Genomic DNA, 16865 nt, shown 5'->3' with positions numbered 1-16865 from the left:
CCTGTCCCCGTTGTCGGTGCGAGACCCGGTGCTCTCGGGAAGACTCGGGAACGGACCGGCGGGGCGCACAGGCAGGAGACAGAGCGATGGAGTACTACGACCTCGGCACCTACACACGCCCCGTGACCACCTCTTCGGCGCAGGCCCAACTCTGGTTCGACCGCGGGCTGATGTGGACGTACGGCTTTCACCACGAGGAGGCCGTCGCCTGCTTCCAGGCGGCTGCCGAGGCCGACCCCGACTGCGCGATGGCCCACTGGGGCATCGCCTACGCACTCGGCCCGAACTACAACAAGCCGTGGGAGTTCTTCGACGACGAGGACCTGGTGCGCACGGTCGACCGCACCCACGCCGCCGTGGAGACGGCCCACGAGAAGTCGGCAGCCGCCACCCCCGTCGAACAGGCCCTGATCGGCGCGCTGCGCGCCCGCTACCCCCAGGCGAAGGCCGTCGACGACTGCTCGGTCTGGAACGCCCCCTACGCCGACAGGATGCGCGCGGTCTACGAGCTCGCCCCCGACGACCTGGACGTGGCCACCCTGGCCGCCGACGCCCTGATGAACCTCACCCCCTGGCAGCTGTGGGACCTCAGGACCGGCGAGCCGGCCGAAGGCGCGCGCACGGCGGAGGCCCGGGCCGTCCTCGAACGCGCCCTCGCCACCGACGCGGGACGCGACCACCCGGGCCTGGTCCACCTGTACATCCACCTGATGGAGATGTCCCCGACCCCCGAAGCCGCCCTGCCGGTCGCGGACCGCCTGCGCGGGCTGGTGCCCGACGCCGGGCACCTGCATCACATGCCGTCGCACCTGGAGGTGCTCTGCGGCGACTACCGGCGGGTGGTCTCGGACAACACGGCGGCGATCGCGGTCGACGAGAAGTACCACGCCCGGGCCGGCGCGATGAACTTCTACACCCTGTACCGCTCGCACAACTACCACTTCAAGATCTACGGCGCGATGTTCCTCGGCCAGTCGGAAGTCGCTCTCAGGACCGCCGCGGAGCTCGAGGCGTCCATCCCCGAAGACCTGCTGCGCGTGCCGAGCCCGCCCATGGCCGACTGGCTCGAGGCCTTCCTCGGCATGCGGTTCCACGCCCTGATCCGCTTCGGCCGCTGGCACGACATCCTCGCCCTGCCGATGCCCGCCGACCCCGGGTTGTACTGCGTGACGACGGCGATGCTCCACTACGCCCGCGGCGTCGCCCTCTCCTCGACCCACCGCGTCCCGGAGGCGGAGACGGAACGCCGGCTCTTCCACGAGGCCGTCGCCCGGGTCCCCGAGACCCGCATGCTCTTCAACAACACCTGCGCCGACATCCTCGCGATCGCCTCCGCGATGCTCGACGGCGAACTGGAGTACCGCAAGGGCAACCACGACGCCGCCTTCGCCGCACTGGAACGCTCCATCGAACTGGACGACAACCTCCCCTACGACGAACCGTGGGGCTGGATGCAGCCCACCCGGCACGCCTACGGCGCCCTCCTCCTCGAACAGGGCCGCGTCGAGGAGGCGGAGGCGGTCTACCGTGCCGACCTCGGCATCGACGGCAGCCTCCCGCGCGCCCTTCAGCACCCCAACAACGTCTGGTCCCTGCACGGCCTGCACGAGTGCCTGACACGCCTGGGCAGGACCGGGGAGGCACAGATGGTGGCCCAGCAGTTGCGGCTCGCCGCCGCGCTGGCAGACGTACCGGTCGAGGCCTCCTGCTTCTGCCGGCTCGACGCGATCACCGCAGGCGGCACCGAGGGCGACTGCTGCGCCGACTGACGGGTTCAGCCATCCGTAGGTGCGTCGGGCAGGGGCTGCTCGAACCAGACCACCTTGCCCGTGCTCACCCTCGTCGCGCCCCAGCTCCGTGCCAGCTGGTCGACCAGGAACAGGCCCCTGCCGCCCTCGTCGCTCAGCCGGGCGTGCCGCATCCTCGGCACGATCGGGGAGTCGTCACCCACTTCGCAGCGCAGCACGTCCGTGCAGAGCAGCCGCAGGGTGATCGGCCGGGATGCGAAGCGCACGGCGTTCGCCACCACCTCGCTGACCATCAGCTCGGTCGCCTCCACCAGGGACTCCAGTCCCCAGTGGCCCAGCGTCCGGCGGGTCAGCCGGCGGGCCTGGCCCGCGGTCTGCGGACGGGGCGCCATGTACCAGTAGGCGACGGTCTCCGCCAGGATGCCCTCGAAGCGGGCGGCGAGCAGCGCGATGTCGTCGTCCCGGCCACCCGCCCCCAGCGCACCGAGCGCCTCGTCGCACAGCTTCTCCAGCGCCGGGGGCGCGGACCCGGACGAGGCCGCCCGCAACCGTGCGCGCAGCGCCTCCACCCCGGCCAGGACGTCCGAGTCGCGGGACTCGACCAGGCCGTCGGTGTACAGCAGCAGGGTCGCCCCGGCCGGTGCGTGTGTCTCGACGGACTCGAATCCGCCGCTGCCGACGCCGATCGGCGCCCCGGGCGGGACCTGGAGAACCTCCGCTCGCCCGTCGGGATGCAGCAGCACCGGTGGCAGGTGCCCGGCGCTGGACACCAGCAGCCGCTGCTGTACGGGGTCGTACATGGCGTACAGGCAGGTCGCCGTGTGCTCGCTGCCCAGCCGGACCGCCTGCTCGTCGAGGTGGTGCAGTACCTCGTCCGGGGGCAGATCGAGCCCGGCCAGGGTCTGCACGCTGGTGCGCAGCTGGCCCATGATCGCGGCCGAGGTCATGGAGTGGCCCATCACATCGCCGATGACCAGGGCGACCCGGTTGCCCGGCAGCGGGATCGCGTCGTACCAGTCGCCGCCGACCTGCGCGGTCCGCGAGGACGGCAGATAGCGGCTGGCCAGTCGGACACCGGGCGGTTCCGGCAGCGACGGCGGGAGCATGGTGCGCTGCAACGTGTCCGCGATGGCCGCCTCACGCTCGTACAGCATCGCCTTCTCCAGCCCGAGAGCGGTGTGTGTGGCGAGCTGGGAGGCGACGATCAGGTCGTCATCGGTGAACTCGGGGCGGCCGGGTCCGCGGATGAGGACGGCGCTGCCGAGGACGTGGCTGCGGCCGTGCAGCGGGGCGATGATCAGCCGGCGGCCGGCCGGCACCGCCGGAGCGCTCGTCGCCCCCAGCAGCTCGGCGGCGGCGGAGGTGAGGCCCGGGGTGTTTGCGAACACCGGGCACCCGTCCTGGAGCAGTTTGCTGAGCAGGCCGTCGGCGGCGGGGGTCACGACCTCTGCCGCCGGGACGGCGTACGGGTCGGCCGGGGGCGGTCCGGAGCCCCGCGCCTCCGGGTCCCGAGGTGACACGCGGTCCGCGCTGCGCAGCCGCAGGACGCCGGGGGCGGCGCCCGACTCGTCGCCGACCGGCAGCGGGGCGTACAGGTGCACGAACGCGGTGTCGGTGAATGCCGGTACTGCCGCGCGGCACAGCTCGTGCAGGGTCTCGTCGAGGTTCATGCCCCGGGCGATCCGGCGGGTCGCCGCGTCGAGGTAGCGGAGCCTGTCGGTGTGCGGCTCGGCGGCGTCCGGTCCCGCGGCGAGGGGGGTGCCGGGCGGAGCCTGTGTGGCCGGCGGTGCGGGATCACCACCTCCGAGCTGCTTCGTCATGCCTGTCCTTCCGGCCGTGCGGCCTGCACCGGGGCGGGCGGGTCGGGGGTTGTCAGGCGTGCCGTCCGCACCGCAGGAAGATCTGTACCTCGGGCTGGATGTCGGCGACCGCCGGAGCGTAGGTGTACGAGGACTCCCCGACGATCTCGAAGCCGGCCGCCTCGACGACCTCGCGCAGCTCGTCCCGCAGATAGCCGGAGACGCGGATGCTGTTGCCGATGAACGGGATCGCGAAGTCGTCCACGTCGGCCTCCACCATCGACAGCGCGAACAGTCCCCCCGGAACCAGCAGGTGGCGGACGGTCCGCAGGGCGAGGGGGATCTCGGGGCGCGGCAGCATGAGCAGGGCGAAGAAGGCGGTCAGTGCGTCGAAGCGGCCGAGGTCCAGGGAGCCGCCGGGCCGCAGGTCGGCGATGTCGGCCCGGTGGAACTCGCCGCCGGGCACATGGCCACGGGCCAGCGCGACCATCCGCTCCGACAGGTCCACCCCGACGACGTCGAGGCGGCCCTCCGCCAGCTGGCGGGCGGTCGGGAGCCCGGTGCCGCACCCGAGGTCCAGTACCCGGGATCCGGGCGGCAGCGACCCGATGAGCCACTCGGCGGCCGCGACCTGCCCATCCTTGTGCGGGAAGGCCTCGTCATAGCGTCGGCCGATGGCGTCGAAGGCCTCGGCCTGACCGGTGCGGTCGAGCCGCAGGGTCCGGTAGTCGAGCTTGTCGGCGGGGTTGCTCACAAGGGTTCTCCTTGCAGGCATTATGGGCTATTTCTAAGAATTCCTATAGATGCGAGCGATTTGCCGGACTTCGGCGAAGTGCGCCGGGACCCTATGGATCCCGGCGTACCTCGGCGTGTCCCGGCGTGCCGACGGCCTACGGCGCCACGTCCTCCAGCCGCCGCCCGCTCGTCTCCTCCGCCGCCACCCCTGCCGTGACCGCCCCCACCAGGGCGACCGCCGCGAGGGTCACGAAGACGGTGCCGAGGGCGCCGCCCGCGTACACCGCGCCGACGACGATCGGGCCGAGGATGACGCCGAGCCGGTTCACGGCGCCGCCGAGGCTGGTGCCGAGGGCCCGCATCCGGGTCGGGAAGAGTTCGGGCGTGTACAGGTACAGGCAGATGTTGGCGCCGAAGAAGAACACCGCCGACAGGGACGTCCAGATCAGCACGCTGCTCGCCGAGCCGCCGGCGAAGAGGCCGAGGAACAGCAGGCTGAGGGCGGCGCCGCCCAGACACCACGTGACGGTGTGCCGGCGGCCGACGCGGTCCACGGTCAGGGCGACGGCGAGGCAGCCGAGGAAGCCCGCGCAGGACGTCACGGTCGAGTACAGCAGCGCGTCGGACAGGCTCAGGTGGAAGCGGGAGCCGTAGATGGTGGGCAGCCAGGACGAGATGCCGTAGTTGACGAAGTAGCCGCAGAACCACAGGACGCAGACGACCAGGGTGCGCTTGCGGTAGCGGCCCGAGAGCAGCTCGCGCAGGGCTCCCTTGGCGGCGGGCTTGTGCGCGACGGGCGCCGCGGGCGCCGGCTGCGGCAGTGGCTCGCCGGTGATCCGCTCGACCTTCGTCTCGATCGACGCCATCGTCGCCAGTGCCTCCTCGTGCCGGCCGTGGTCCGCGAGCCAGCGCGGCGACTCGGGCACATGGCGGGCGACCAGCACGCACAGCACGCCGGGGATCGCGGCGAGGCCGAACATCCCGCGCCAGCCGAGGACCGGCATCAGCCACCAGGCCAGCACGGCGCACGCGGTGAGACCCGCCGGGAAGACCAGCTCGTACAGCAGGACGAAGCGGCCCCGTTTGTGGGCGCGGGTGATCTCGGCGATGAAGGTGGCCGCGACCGGAACCTCGCCGCCGATGGCGAGACCCTGCACGAAGCGCAGCGCCATGAACGGCCCCGGTGAGTCGCACAGCGTGAGCAGCAGGCTGCCGGCGCTGGACAGGGCGATGCACGCCGCGATCACCTTCACCCGGCCGATGCGGTCGGCGAGGCGGCCGGAGAGCAGCGCGCCGACGAGCATGCCCAGGGAGCCGACCGTGATCAGGGACGTGGTCTGCCCGGTGGTCAGCTGCCACTCGGCGCGCAGTTCGGGCAGGGCGTAGGCGATGAGCAACTGGTCGAAGGCCTCGAAGAAGGTCACCGCGCCGATGATGAGCCGGACGGTGACGTGCCACCGGCACAGCGGCAGGCGTTCGAAGCGGGCGCCGATCGCGGCGACGAGCGCCGCGGTGTCCGCGGGCCGGCCCGCGGTGGCATGGGGAGTGTCGGTCGTCATGGAGGGGTCCTCCGGACCCGCGCACGGGGTGCTGGGAAAGGCACAGGATACGCACGGGACGGTTCGGGCCGGTCGGCGGCGGCTGGACAGCCGTACGCCGGCTCGGCGACAGAGGGGGACGGGGGCTCGGAGATCGGGGGACATCAGGCCATCTGGCTAAGCGCTAAATCTCTCAGCGCTCAAGTTTTATCCCGCCTGTGAAGGGGCCAGTCAAGGGTTCGTCCTCACGTCGTGCAAAAAACTTCCCCGGTTCCCCTTGCGGCAAAAATAGTTAAGCCCTTAGATGTTCAGGACTTCGATACATCCGATCCGGAGGTCCTGCCATGCCGCGCACGCCAGTCGACGAGATCCTCATCGCGGGGTGTTCCAGGCGCGGCGCGGGCGCGCCGATCCATACCGTGAACCCCGCCGACGGCACCCCGATCACCACCGTCCACGCGGCCTCGCCCGCCGATGTCGACGAGGCGGCCGAGGCTGCCGCCGAGGCCGTGGCGACGCCCGCGTGGCGGGACCTGCTCCCACACCGGCGCGCCCGCGTCCTGCACCGCATGGGCGACCTGATCGAGGAGCACGCCGACGACCTGTCCGCCCTGCAGACCGCCGACACCGGCAAGACGCTCACCGAGACCCGGGCGCTCGCGCTGAGCGCCGCGGCCACCTTCCGGTACACGGCCGCCGCACTGGAGACCGCAGAGGACTCGCTCACCCCCACCCGAGGGCCGTACGTCACGATGAGCGTGCACGAGCCGATCGGCGTGGTCGGCGCGATCAACCCGTGGAACTCGCCGATCGCCTCCGACGCCCAGAAGGTCGCCCCGGCCCTCGCCGGCGGGAACGCGGTGCTGCTGAAGCCCGCCGAGTGGACCCCGCTCGTCTCCCTCGCCTTCGGGCGGCTGGTCCACCGGGTGCTCGCCGAGGAGGCACTGCCGACCGCGCTGCTGTCCGTACTGCCGGGCAAGGGGCGCGTCGTCGGGGACGCGATCGTCAACCACCCGCTCGTACGCCGCATCGGCTTCACCGGCGGCACCACCACCGGCCGCGCCATCGCCCGGACCGCCGCCGACAAACTCGCCCCCGCCTCGCTGGAACTCGGCGGCAAGTCACCGACGATCGTCCGCGAGGACGCCGACATCGAGCAGGCCCTCGCGGGCGTGATGTACGGGGTCTTCTCCTCCAGCGGACAGTCCTGCGTCGCCGGCTCCCGGCTCTTCGTCCACCGCTCCCTGTACGACTCCTTCGTCGCCGAGCTCGTCGAGCGCGTACGCAAGCTGCGCGTCGGACCCGGGACCGACCCCGACACCCAGGTCGCGCCGCTCGTCCATCACCGGCACCGGGACGCGGTCGCCGCGTACGTGGACCTCGCCCGGGCGGAAGGCGGGCGCGTCCTGTGCGGCGGCGCGGTCCCGGAAGGGGAGGCGTACGCCGACGGCGCCTACTACCTGCCGACCGTCATCGACGGCCTGCCGAACTCCGCCCGGACCTGCCAGGAGGAGATCTTCGGCCCCGTCCTCGTCGCACTTCCCTACGACGACGAGGACGACCTGGTGCGGCAGGCCAACGACAGCGTGTACGGGCTCGCCTGCGGCATCTGGACCCGCGACGCCCGCGCCGCCTGGCGGCTCGCCCGGCGCATCGACGCGGGGACGGTCTGGATCAACACCTACAAGCAGTTCTCCATCTCCACCCCCTTCGGCGGGATGAAGGACAGCGGCCTCGGCACCGAGAAGGGCCGCGACCTCATCCGCTCCTACCAGCGGCAGAAGTCCCTGTACTGGGGCACCGAATCCACGCCCCTGCCCTGGGCCAACTGAAACGCATCCCGGAGACCCTCACCATGACTCACCCCCCGATAGCCCGGCTGCGCGCCCTGCGCTCGGTCGAGCTGCTCACCCCGGAGTTCACGCAGGCCACCGACTTCTACGAGGAAGTGTGGGGACTGGAGGTCGTCGAAGCCGAGCCCGGCACGAGCTGGCTGCGCGGCACCGGCGACGAGCACCACGCCCTCCAGCTCAGCCGCGCCGACCGGATCGGCCTCGGCCGGCTCGCGTTCGCCGTGGCCACCCCCGCCGAGATCGACGAAGCCGCACGGCGCCTCGAAGCGCGCGGCATCACGCCGGTCTCCGGACCGGGCCCGCTCGACCAGGTCGGGGGCGGCTACGGCCTGCGCTTCCACGACATCGACGGACGGCTCGTCGAACTCTCCGCCGAGACCTGGGCCGTCACCGCCCGCGGGCGTGATGCCGCGGTGCCGGTCGGCGTCACCCACGCCGTGCTCAACACTCCCGACATCGACGCCTCGGTCGCCTTCTACCGGGACGTCCTCGGCATGCGCGTCTCGGACTGGTCCGAGCACCAGATGGCGTTCCTGCGCTGCAACGCCGACCACCACTGCATCGCCTTCAACCAGGCACCGTGGGTGTCGCTCAACCACGTGGCGTACGAGATGAGGTCGGTCGACCACTTCATGCGCGGTCTCGGCCGGCTCCGGCACCACGGCGTCACCCCCGAGTGGGGTCCCGGGCGGCACGGGCCGGGCAACAACACCTTCTCCTACTTCACCGACCCGACCGGCCTCGTCTGCGAGTACACCTCCGAGGTCGCCCAGGTCGTCGAGGACGCCTGGATCTGCAAGGTGTGGCGGCGCACGCCCGAACTCTCCGACGTCTGGGGCACGGCAGGCCCGCCCTCCCCGCAGATCCGCGCCCACATGGCGGGCACACCCGACGGCAGTCCTGTCGTCCCGCCCGTCGACGCCGAAGCCCATGCCGATGCCGATTCGGCAGTCGATGCAGAAGGAGTCCCCGCATGAGCAGCACCGCACCGAGCCGGGCCGAGACCCCCCGCCGAGTCGGCCTCATCGGCTGGGGCGCCATAGGCCGCGTCGTCGGCGGTGCCCTCGCCGCGGGCGAGATACCCGGCGCCGAACTGGTCTGCGTCGTCGACAACCGGCCGCTCGGCGACTCGGTCCCGGCACCGCAGCGCACCCTCGAACAGGCCCTGGACTCCTGCGACCTGATCGTCGAGGCCGCAGGGCAGGGCGTCGTACGGGAATGGGGTACGGCGATCCTCGCCTCCGGCACGGACCTGCTCGTCGCCTCGACCGGGGCGCTCACGGACGAGCAGTTGGCGAAGGAACTCCTCAATGCCGGGCCGGGCCGGGTGTACTTCACCGGCGGCGCGGTCGGCGGCCTCGACCTGCTCCAGGCCGTACGCGCCATGGGCCCCCTCGACGGGGTGCGGCTGACCACCACCAAGCTGCCGTCCACCCTCGAACAGCCGTGGATGGACGAGGAGTTGCTGGGCCGGATGCGGTCGGCGACCGGGCCGGTGGAGGTGATGGCCGGCACCGCGCGGGACGTACCCGTGAAGTTCCCCAAGTCGACGAACGTGGCCGCGTCCGTGGCCCTCGCGGTCGGAGACCTGGACGCGGTGCGGGTGAGCGTCGTCGCCGACCCCGCCGCCGCGCACACCTCCCACGTGGTCGAGGCGAGCGGCGCGCACGGCACCTACCGCTTCGAGGTACGGCACCTGCCCGACGCCGCCAACCCGGCGACCAGCCAGGTCGTCCCCTACGCCGTACTGCGCTCCCTCGCCGCGCTCGCCGGCCGGACGGGGCAGATCCTGTGACCGGCCCTGTGGCCCCGTACGACTTGGCCGGGCTCCACCTGGAGGAGGCGGGGGACAGCGGCCCGCTCGTCCTGTGCCTCCACGGCATCGGCTCGTCCTCGGCCGCCTTCGCCCCGCAGTTCGCGGCACTGAGCGGGTCGTACCGGATGGCCGCCTGGGACGCCCCCGGATACGCCAAGTCGGCTGACCCGACCGGCCCGTTGACGATGGACGACTACGCCGATCTTGCGGCGGACGTGATCCGTGCTCGCGGCGGGGCCGCCCACGTCCTCGGCGTCTCCTGGGGCGGCGTGATCGCGCTGCGGCTCGCGGCACGGCACCCGGACCTCGTCGAGTCGCTGATGGCCGTCGCCTCGACGCCCGGCTCAGGCACCGATCCCGACAAGGCGGCAGCAATGCGGGCACGGGCGGATGAGCTCGCCAGGCTCGGACCGGACGCCTTCGCCGCCGCGCGGGGGCCGCGTCTGCTGACCGCCGGCGCGCCCGCCGGCCTCGTCGAGCGCGTCACCGCCACCATGGCCGCCGCCGTCCGGCTGCCCGGCTACGGCCACGCAGCCGAGGCCATGGCCACCACCGACCTGCGCGGCGAACTGCATCGCGTCACCGCGCCCACCCTCGTCCTGTGCGGCGACCAGGACCGGGTCACCGGTCCCGACGCCTCACACGTCCTGGCCGGCGGTCTGCACAGGACCGCGTACGTGATCGTCAAGGACGCCGGTCACCTGGCCAACCAGGAGCAGCCCGAGCACGTCAACGCCTGGCTCGCCTCCCATCTGCACATCGTCACCGACCGACAGTCCGTCACCCACTGACGGACGTCACCCACCGCTAGGAAGGGCCGATTTCCATGCCTGTGACCACCACCGAGTACGACAACGGCGGCGACCTCGCCAAGTACACCGACGCCCTGATCGCCACCAAGGGCTCCCGCGAGCCCGACTGGGGCACCCTGTCCTTCCAGGAGAAGGCCGGTCCGCAGTACAAGCGCGCGCAGATCCGTTACGTCGGCTCCGGCGCCACCGGCAACCACGAGAACGACAACCGGATCCTCCCCTCCGGCGGCTTCACCTTCTCCAACATGCTGCTGCCGCCCGGCGCCGAGGGCCCCGCCCACACGCACCACGACGTCGAGGAGGCGTTCTTCGTCCTGGAGGGACAGGTCCGCGTCGGCATCCACCGCGGCCCGGACGAGGTCGAGTACCGCACCCTCGGCTACCGCGACATGATCGTGGTGCCGGCCGGCGTCACCCGCTCCCTGAAGAACGAGGGCGACACCGACGCGCTGTTCTGCGTGATCATCGGCACGCAGAAGCCGCAGGTGCCGACCTACCCCGAGTACTCGCCGCTCCACGGCGTCACCCGTGACTGAGCAGAGCACCGCACGCACGGTCGTCGTGACCGGGGCGGGCCGTGGCCTGGGGGAGGCCATGGCCCGCCGGGCGGCGGCCGACGGGTATCGCGTCGTGGTCGCCGAGATCGACGCCGCCCGGGGCGAGCGCACGGCGGCGTCGATCCGCGAGACGGGCGGCACGGCGGAGTTCGTACCGCTCGACGTCGCCGACCCGGAGTCGGTCGCCGCGCTCGCCGACCGGCTGGCCGCCTCCGGGCCCCTCCACGGCCTGGTGAACAACGCGGCGCTCGCCAACGGCGTGGGCGGCAAGGAGTTCCAGGACATCGACGTCGAGACCTGGGACCGGCTCATGGCGGTCAACGCCCGCGGGCCCTGGCTCGTCGCCAAGCACCTGCTGCCGCTGATGACCCGGCCCGGCCGGATCGTCAACATCGCCTCGGACGCGGCCCTTTACGGCTCGCCGCGCCTCGCCCACTACATCGCCTCCAAGGGCGCGGTCATCTCCCTCACCCGGGCGATGGCCCGCGAACTGGGGGAGCGGGGCATCACCGTCAACGCCCTCGCCCCCGGCCTCACCGAGGTCGAGGCCACCGAGACGGTCCCGCCCGAGCGTCACGCGCTGTACGCCGAGGGCCGCGCGATCTCCCGGCCGCAGCAGCCCGACGACCTGACCGGCCTCGTCTCCTTCCTCCTCTCCGAGGAATCCCGGTACCTCACCGGTCAAGTGATCGCCGTCAACGGCGGCTTCACCATGCACTGAACCACCCCATCTGCAAGGAGTACGTCATGGATCTCGGCCTCGCCGGCCGCACCGTCCTGGTCACCGGCGGCAGTTCGGGCGTCGGCCTGGCCACGGTCCGCGCCCTGCTCGACGAGGGCGCCCGCGTCGCCACCTGCGGACGCGACCCCGAACGGCTCGCCAAGGCCGCCGCCTGGCTCGGCGCGGGCCCCGACCGGCTGTTCACGGGAGCGTGCGACGTCCGCGACGCGGCCGCCGTACGGCACTTCACGGAGGAAGCCGCCGAGCACTTCGGCGGGGGCCTCGACGGGCTGGTCAACAACGCGGGGCAGTCCCGCATGAAGCGCCTCGACGAGACGACCGCCGAGGACTGGCGCGACGAACTGGAGCTGAAGTTCGCCGGGGTACTGAACCCCCTTTCCGCCGCCCGGAGTTACCTGCGCGCCTCGGACACGGCCGCCGTCGTCAACGTCAACGCGGTCCTCGCCAAGCAGCCCGAGACCCGCCTGATCACCACCAGCGCCGCGCGCGCCGGCATCCTCAACCTCTCCAAGTCCCTGTCCGTCGAACTCGCCGCCGACGGCATCCGGGTCAACTCCGTCTGCCTCGGCCTGATCGACACCGGCCAGTGGACCCGCCGTCACGCCGCCGCCGCCGACGGCGGCCGGACGTACGAGGAGTGGCAGGCCGACCTCGCCGCCGACCGCGGGGTCGCACTCGGACGCCTCGGGCGCGCCGAGGAGGTCGCCTACGCGATCGTCGCGCTGCTCTCGCCGCGCGCCTCGTACATCACCGGAACCAGCATCGACGTCTGCGGCGGAGTCGGCCGCGGCATCCTGTGAGGACTCTTCCCATGCAGTACGACAACGGGGGCGAACTCCTCGTAGCCCACCTGAAAACCCTCGGCATCGACACCGTCTTCGGTGTCGTCTCGGTGCACAACCTGCCCCTCGTGGAGGCCGTCGACCGGCACCTGCGCTTCGTACCGGTCCGGCACGAGGCGACCGCCGTCAACGCGGCCGACGGCTACGGACGGGCGCGCGGCTCGATCGGCTGCGCCCTGACCTCGACCGGCACGGGGGCGGGCAACGCCGCCGGTTCGCTGATCGAGGCACTGGCGTCCGGGACGGCCGTCCTGCACGTCACAGGGCAGGTCGAGTCGGCGTACCTGGGCAGCGGGCGTGGCTTCATCCACGAGACCAAGGACCAGCTCGGCATGCTGAGCGCCGTGTCGGCGTACGCGGCCACCGTCACGTCCGCTCGTGATGCCGGGCACATCCTGCGTGAGGCGACGTCGGCGGCACTCGCCGTGCCCGGCGGCCCCGCCAGCGTGGAGTGGCCGATCGACCTGCAGTACGCGGCCCAGGACGATGCCGAGGAGACAGGCCCCGGCGCTTCGGCTCCCTCCACGGATGCCGCAGAACTCGCCGCCGCGCAGCAGCTGTTGAGTGGCTCCCGTCGCCCGCTGATCTGGGCCGGCGGCGGTGCGTGCCGTGCCCGACCGGAACTCCTCGCACTGCTGGAGACGACCGGGGCCGGCCTGCTCACCTCCAACTCCGGGCGCGGCTCCGTTCCCGAGGACCACCCCCTCGTGATCGGCAACTTCGCCACCACCCCGGCCGCCCGCGCCCTGCTCGCCGACGCCGACGCCCTCGTCACCGTCGGCACCCACTTCCGCTCCAACGAGACCGCCGACTACGGCCTGAAGCTGCCCGACGCCCACATCCAGATCGACGTGGACGCGGCCGCACTCGACCGGGTCTACCCGGCACGCCACGCCCTGCACGGCGACGCGGCCACCGTCCTGCCCGCCCTGACAGGGGCCGCCGTCCGCGCCGACACCGACTGGACGGCCCGTGTCACCGCTGTCCGCGAGGAGGTCCGAGCCGCCCTGCACGAGGGCATCGGACCCCAGGCCGCCATCTGCGACGCCCTCGCCGCCGCCCTGCCGCGCGGCACGGTGGTCGCCCGTGACGTCACCATCCCGTCGTCCTCCTGGGGCAACCGGCTCCTGCCGATCCACGACCCGCGCGCCAACGTCTTCCCGCGCGGCGGCGGCATCGGACAGGGCCTCGGCATGGGCATCGGCGCCGCGCTCGCCCGCCCCGACGGGCCGACCGTGGTGATCGCAGGCGACGGCGGCCTCGCCGTGCACTTCGGCGAACTCCTCACCGTCGCACAGGAACGGCCCCGTCTGACCCTGATCGTCTTCAACGACGGCGGGTACGGAGTGCTGCGCAACATGCAGGACAAGTACGCCGAACGCCGTTCCGGCGTGGACCTGTTCACGCCCGACTTCGGCCCGCTCGCCGCCGCCTGCGCCCTGCCGTACGCCCGCATCGCCGCCCCGGCGGACGCCGCACCGGTCCTTGAGGCGGCCCTCGCCGCCGACGGTCCGACGCTCGTCGAGGTCGACCTTGCAGCGCTCGGCCCGATGAAGGACCCGTTCACCCCGCCCGTCAAGATCCCCACCGCGTAGGGAGGCCACCGTCATGACCGCCACTGCCGACGAGCACGAACTCGACCTCCTCGTCCGCCGGATGACCTGGGAGGCGGACGGCGTGCTCTCCGTCGAACTGACCCGGCCGGACGGCAAGCCACTGCCTGCCTGGACGCCGGGCGCCCATCTGGACCTGCACATCGGCGGTCTCGTCCGCCAGTACAGCCTCTGCGGCGACCCCGCCGACTCGACGCAGTACCGCATCGGCGTCCTCAACGAGCCCTCCTCGCGCGGCGGTTCGCGCCACGTGCACACCAAGCTGCGCCCCGGGCAGAGCGTCCGTGCGGTCGGCCCGCGCAACCACTTCGCGCTGGAGCCCGCCTCCTCGTACGTGTTCCTCGCCGGCGGCATCGGCATCACGCCGATCCTGGCGATGGCCCGTCAGGCGGACCGGGACGGCATCCCGTACCGCCTGGTCCACGGCGGCCGGTCCCGCGCCTCGATGGCCTTCGGCGCCGAGCTGTCCGCCCTCACCGGCGACGTGACCCTCGTACCGCAGGACGAGCGCGGTCACCCCGACCTGGCAGCCGCCCTTCGGGAACTGCCGGCCGACGCACTGGTCTACTGCTGCGGACCCGAACCCCTACTCAAGGCCGTCGAAGAGGCTTGCCCCGCCGGGCAGTTGAGGGTGGAGCGGTTCGCCGCCCCCGTCGTCGAGCGCACCGGCGACGACACCGCCTTCGAGGTCGAGTGCCGCACCTCGGGCGTGACCCTGACCGTCGACGCCGCCACCTCCATCCTGGAGGCCGCCGAGAACGCGGGGCTGAACGTCAACTCCTCCTGCCGGGACGGCATCTGCGGCTCCTGCGAGACCCGCGTGCTGGCCGGCACCCCCGACCACCGTGACTTCCTGCTCAGCGAGACCGAACGCGCCACCGGCAAGACGATGATGCTCTGCGTCTCCCGGTGCGCCTCCGACCGCCTCGTCCTCGACCTGTGACCCGTACGGAGACCCTGATGACCACCGAAGCCACCACGTGGCCCTACCTCACCCCGCACCAGACCCGCGACCACGAGCCCACCCCCTACGAGCTGAAGCTCGCCCGGACGCTGGAGGAGATCTTCACCCACGACGGCCACGAACTGGCCGACGTCGTCGCCGGGCTCAACGCCCGCCAGGTCCGCACCCCGTCCTCAGAGCCCTGGACCGAGGAGACCTTCCGTTCCGAGATGCACCGCCTGGGAGCCTGAGATGCCACTTTCCGTATCCGACACCGCGGACCACGTCTACGCCCACGGCCTGCGCAACCAGTGGCACCCGGTCGTCCCCTCCCACTTCGTCGCGCGCGGCGGTCTGCGCAAGGTCACCGCCCTCGGCGAGAACTGGCTGCTGTTCCGCAAGGCCGACGGCACCCTGTCGATGCTCGCCGACCGCTGCCCGCACCGCGGAGCGCCGCTGTCCCTCGGCAAACACCTGGGCGACCGGGTGGCGTGCTGGTACCACGGCGTCGAGGTCGACGGCTCCGGCACGGTCACCTCGGTCCCCGGCCTGCCCGGCTGCAACCTGGAGGGCAAGACACTCGTCACGTCCCTGCCGGTGCGCGAGGTCGGCGGTGCGATCCTCGCCTACTTCGGCGACGACGAGCACCCGGAGCCGGCGGACCTGACCCTCCCCGAGCCGCTCACCGACCCCGCCGTCTCCGCCTTCCTGTGCTACGCCGAGTGGAACGTGCCGTGGCGCTACGCCATGGAGAACCTCCTCGACCCGATGCACGGCGCGTTCCTGCACCACGAGTCGCACACCATGTACGACGGCGACACCCAGGCGAAGTTCCGCATCCGGGAGACCGAGCGCGGCTACTTCTTCGAGAAGACCGACCAGCGAGGCGTCAACTTCGACTGGGTGGAACTGTGCCGGACCGGCGTCGACTGGGTGGACCTGTCCATCCCGTACCCGCCGTCGGCGGGACCGGGCGGCCCGTTCGGCATCGTCGGCATGGCCTGCCCGGTGGACGCCGAACGAACCGGTGTCTTCTTCTGGCGCTACCGCAGGGTCGACGACTGGCGGCGCGACACCTGGCGATTCCTCTACAAGACGCTCATCGAGGAACGCCACTGGCAGGTCCTCGAACAGGACCGCGTCATGCTGGAGGCCATGCCCGCCGACGCCGACCAGCACGAGAACCTGTACCAGCACGACCTCGGAGTGGTCCGCCTGCGACGCCTCTACCAGGGACAGGCGGCACAGCAGTCCAAGGCGGCGCCGCAGTCGTAGTCTTCGAGACGCCCCGGGGGAGGGCGCGGCCCGCTCGTCAGCCCGCCGCGCCTTCCCCCGCCGTGTCGGATTCGACGATCGAGAGTTCCAGCCCGGACAGCAGCCGGGCGAGTTGGCGGCGCTCGGTGAGGGTCAGCCCGCCGAGCATCCGCCGCTCGTTCTCCAGGTGCTCCGTGAACACCTCGTCCACCTTCTTCAACCCGGCGTCGGTGAGCCGCGAGTAGACCACGCGCCGGTCCACCGCGTCGCGCTCGCGCACCAGGAGCCCGTCGTTCTCCAGCCGGTCCAGACGCAGCGTCACGCCCGCCGAGGAGATCAGGCCGGAGGCGGCGAGCTGGCCGGCCGTGAGCCGGTAGGGGGCGCCGGACCGGCGCAGCGCCGTGAGCACGTCGAACCCGGCGACCGACAGGCCGTGTTTCTCGATCTGCGCGGTGAGCCGCGACTGGTACTGCAGGTAGGCACGGTGCAGCCGGGCGAGCACCTCCAGCGGCGAGGTGTCCAGACCGGGTCGCTCGCGCGCCCAGTCCTCCACGAGCCGCGCCACGGCATCCGGCCGCTTCGCCCTGCGCTGAGCCATGTCGTCCCTTCGCGG

At 72.1% G+C, this 16865-nt stretch carries 16 protein-coding genes; 12 read left to right on the top strand and 4 right to left on the bottom strand.

What is annotated here, in order from left to right:
- Positions 1 to 86 precede the first annotated feature (86 nt).
- Entirely contained in the window at positions 87 to 1769 is a 1683-nt protein-coding gene (locus OG331_RS07730; RefSeq protein WP_406193228.1) for a hypothetical protein, read from the top strand.
- A 5-nt stretch (positions 1770 to 1774) separates the two neighbouring features.
- Here the strand turns inward: OG331_RS07730 and OG331_RS07725 are convergent, their stop codons facing one another.
- The 3 genes from OG331_RS07725 to OG331_RS07715 form a co-directional block, all read right to left on the bottom strand.
- Positions 1775 to 3568: a SpoIIE family protein phosphatase gene (locus OG331_RS07725; protein WP_406193225.1), complete on the bottom strand. Its 1794-nt coding sequence runs from the start codon at positions 3566 to 3568 to the stop codon at positions 1775 to 1777.
- A gap of 52 nt (positions 3569 to 3620) precedes the next feature.
- Entirely contained in the window at positions 3621 to 4301 is a 681-nt protein-coding gene (locus tag OG331_RS07720) for a class I SAM-dependent DNA methyltransferase (protein WP_406193222.1), read from the bottom strand.
- 136 nt (positions 4302 to 4437) lie between these two features.
- Positions 4438 to 5841 carry an MFS transporter gene (locus OG331_RS07715; protein ID WP_406193219.1) on the bottom strand — a complete coding sequence of 468 codons (1404 nt, stop codon included), beginning with the start codon at positions 5839 to 5841 and terminating at the stop codon, positions 4438 to 4440.
- Positions 5842 to 6164: 323 nt separating this feature from the next.
- Between OG331_RS07715 and OG331_RS07710 the strand changes: the two genes are divergently transcribed.
- From OG331_RS07710 to OG331_RS07660, 11 genes are read left to right on the top strand one after another with little or no spacing between them, the layout of a single operon-like run.
- The gene (locus OG331_RS07710; protein WP_406193216.1) at positions 6165 to 7652 is read left to right on the top strand and encodes an aldehyde dehydrogenase family protein; all 1488 of its coding nucleotides are present in this window, start codon (positions 6165 to 6167) and stop codon (positions 7650 to 7652) included.
- 23 nt (positions 7653 to 7675) lie between these two features.
- Positions 7676 to 8650 (top strand): VOC family protein, encoded by a 975-nt coding sequence (locus tag OG331_RS07705; protein WP_406193213.1) that lies wholly within the window; start codon positions 7676 to 7678, stop codon positions 8648 to 8650.
- Complete coding sequence (locus OG331_RS07700; RefSeq protein WP_406193210.1) at positions 8647 to 9468, top strand: aspartate dehydrogenase domain-containing protein; 822 nt, start codon at positions 8647 to 8649, stop codon at positions 9466 to 9468. The genes OG331_RS07705 and OG331_RS07700 overlap by 4 nt, the downstream gene beginning before the upstream one ends.
- On the top strand, positions 9465 to 10280 hold the full coding sequence (locus OG331_RS07695; protein WP_406193207.1) for an alpha/beta fold hydrolase: 816 nt from the start codon (positions 9465 to 9467) through the stop codon (positions 10278 to 10280). Before OG331_RS07700 ends, OG331_RS07695 begins: the two co-directional genes overlap by 4 nt.
- Before the next feature lie 35 nt (positions 10281 to 10315).
- A complete protein-coding gene (locus OG331_RS07690; protein ID WP_406193204.1) occupies positions 10316 to 10837 on the top strand; it encodes a cupin domain-containing protein in 522 nt (173 codons plus the stop codon).
- The gene (locus OG331_RS07685) at positions 10830 to 11579 is read left to right on the top strand and encodes an SDR family oxidoreductase (RefSeq protein WP_406193201.1); all 750 of its coding nucleotides are present in this window, start codon (positions 10830 to 10832) and stop codon (positions 11577 to 11579) included. The genes OG331_RS07690 and OG331_RS07685 overlap by 8 nt, the downstream gene beginning before the upstream one ends.
- A gap of 26 nt (positions 11580 to 11605) precedes the next feature.
- On the top strand, positions 11606 to 12400 hold the full coding sequence (locus OG331_RS07680; RefSeq protein WP_406193198.1) for an SDR family oxidoreductase: 795 nt from the start codon (positions 11606 to 11608) through the stop codon (positions 12398 to 12400).
- Positions 12401 to 12411: 11 nt separating this feature from the next.
- Positions 12412 to 14037, top strand: coding sequence for a thiamine pyrophosphate-binding protein (locus OG331_RS07675; RefSeq protein WP_406193195.1), 1626 nt, complete (start codon positions 12412 to 12414; stop codon positions 14035 to 14037).
- Positions 14038 to 14050: 13 nt separating this feature from the next.
- A complete protein-coding gene (locus OG331_RS07670; RefSeq protein ID WP_406193192.1) occupies positions 14051 to 14998 on the top strand; it encodes a PDR/VanB family oxidoreductase in 948 nt (315 codons plus the stop codon).
- 17 nt (positions 14999 to 15015) lie between these two features.
- The gene (locus OG331_RS07665; RefSeq protein ID WP_406193189.1) at positions 15016 to 15249 is read left to right on the top strand and encodes a recombinase-like helix-turn-helix domain-containing protein; all 234 of its coding nucleotides are present in this window, start codon (positions 15016 to 15018) and stop codon (positions 15247 to 15249) included.
- Position 15250: 1 nt separating this feature from the next.
- Complete coding sequence (locus OG331_RS07660; protein ID WP_406193186.1) at positions 15251 to 16273, top strand: Rieske 2Fe-2S domain-containing protein; 1023 nt, start codon at positions 15251 to 15253, stop codon at positions 16271 to 16273.
- Between the two features lie 37 nt (positions 16274 to 16310).
- On the opposite strand, the gene OG331_RS07655 is transcribed toward OG331_RS07660, so the two are convergent.
- On the bottom strand, positions 16311 to 16850 hold the full coding sequence (locus tag OG331_RS07655; protein ID WP_406193183.1) for a MarR family winged helix-turn-helix transcriptional regulator: 540 nt from the start codon (positions 16848 to 16850) through the stop codon (positions 16311 to 16313).
- Positions 16851 to 16865: the final 15 nt, after the last annotated feature.

Source organism: Streptomyces sp. NBC_01017, from assembly GCF_045162795.1.
Classification (GTDB): domain Bacteria; phylum Actinomycetota; class Actinomycetes; order Streptomycetales; family Streptomycetaceae; genus Streptomyces; species Streptomyces machairae.
Note: the sequence above shows the minus strand (reverse complement) of the source record. Positions and strands in the feature narration are given on the sequence as shown.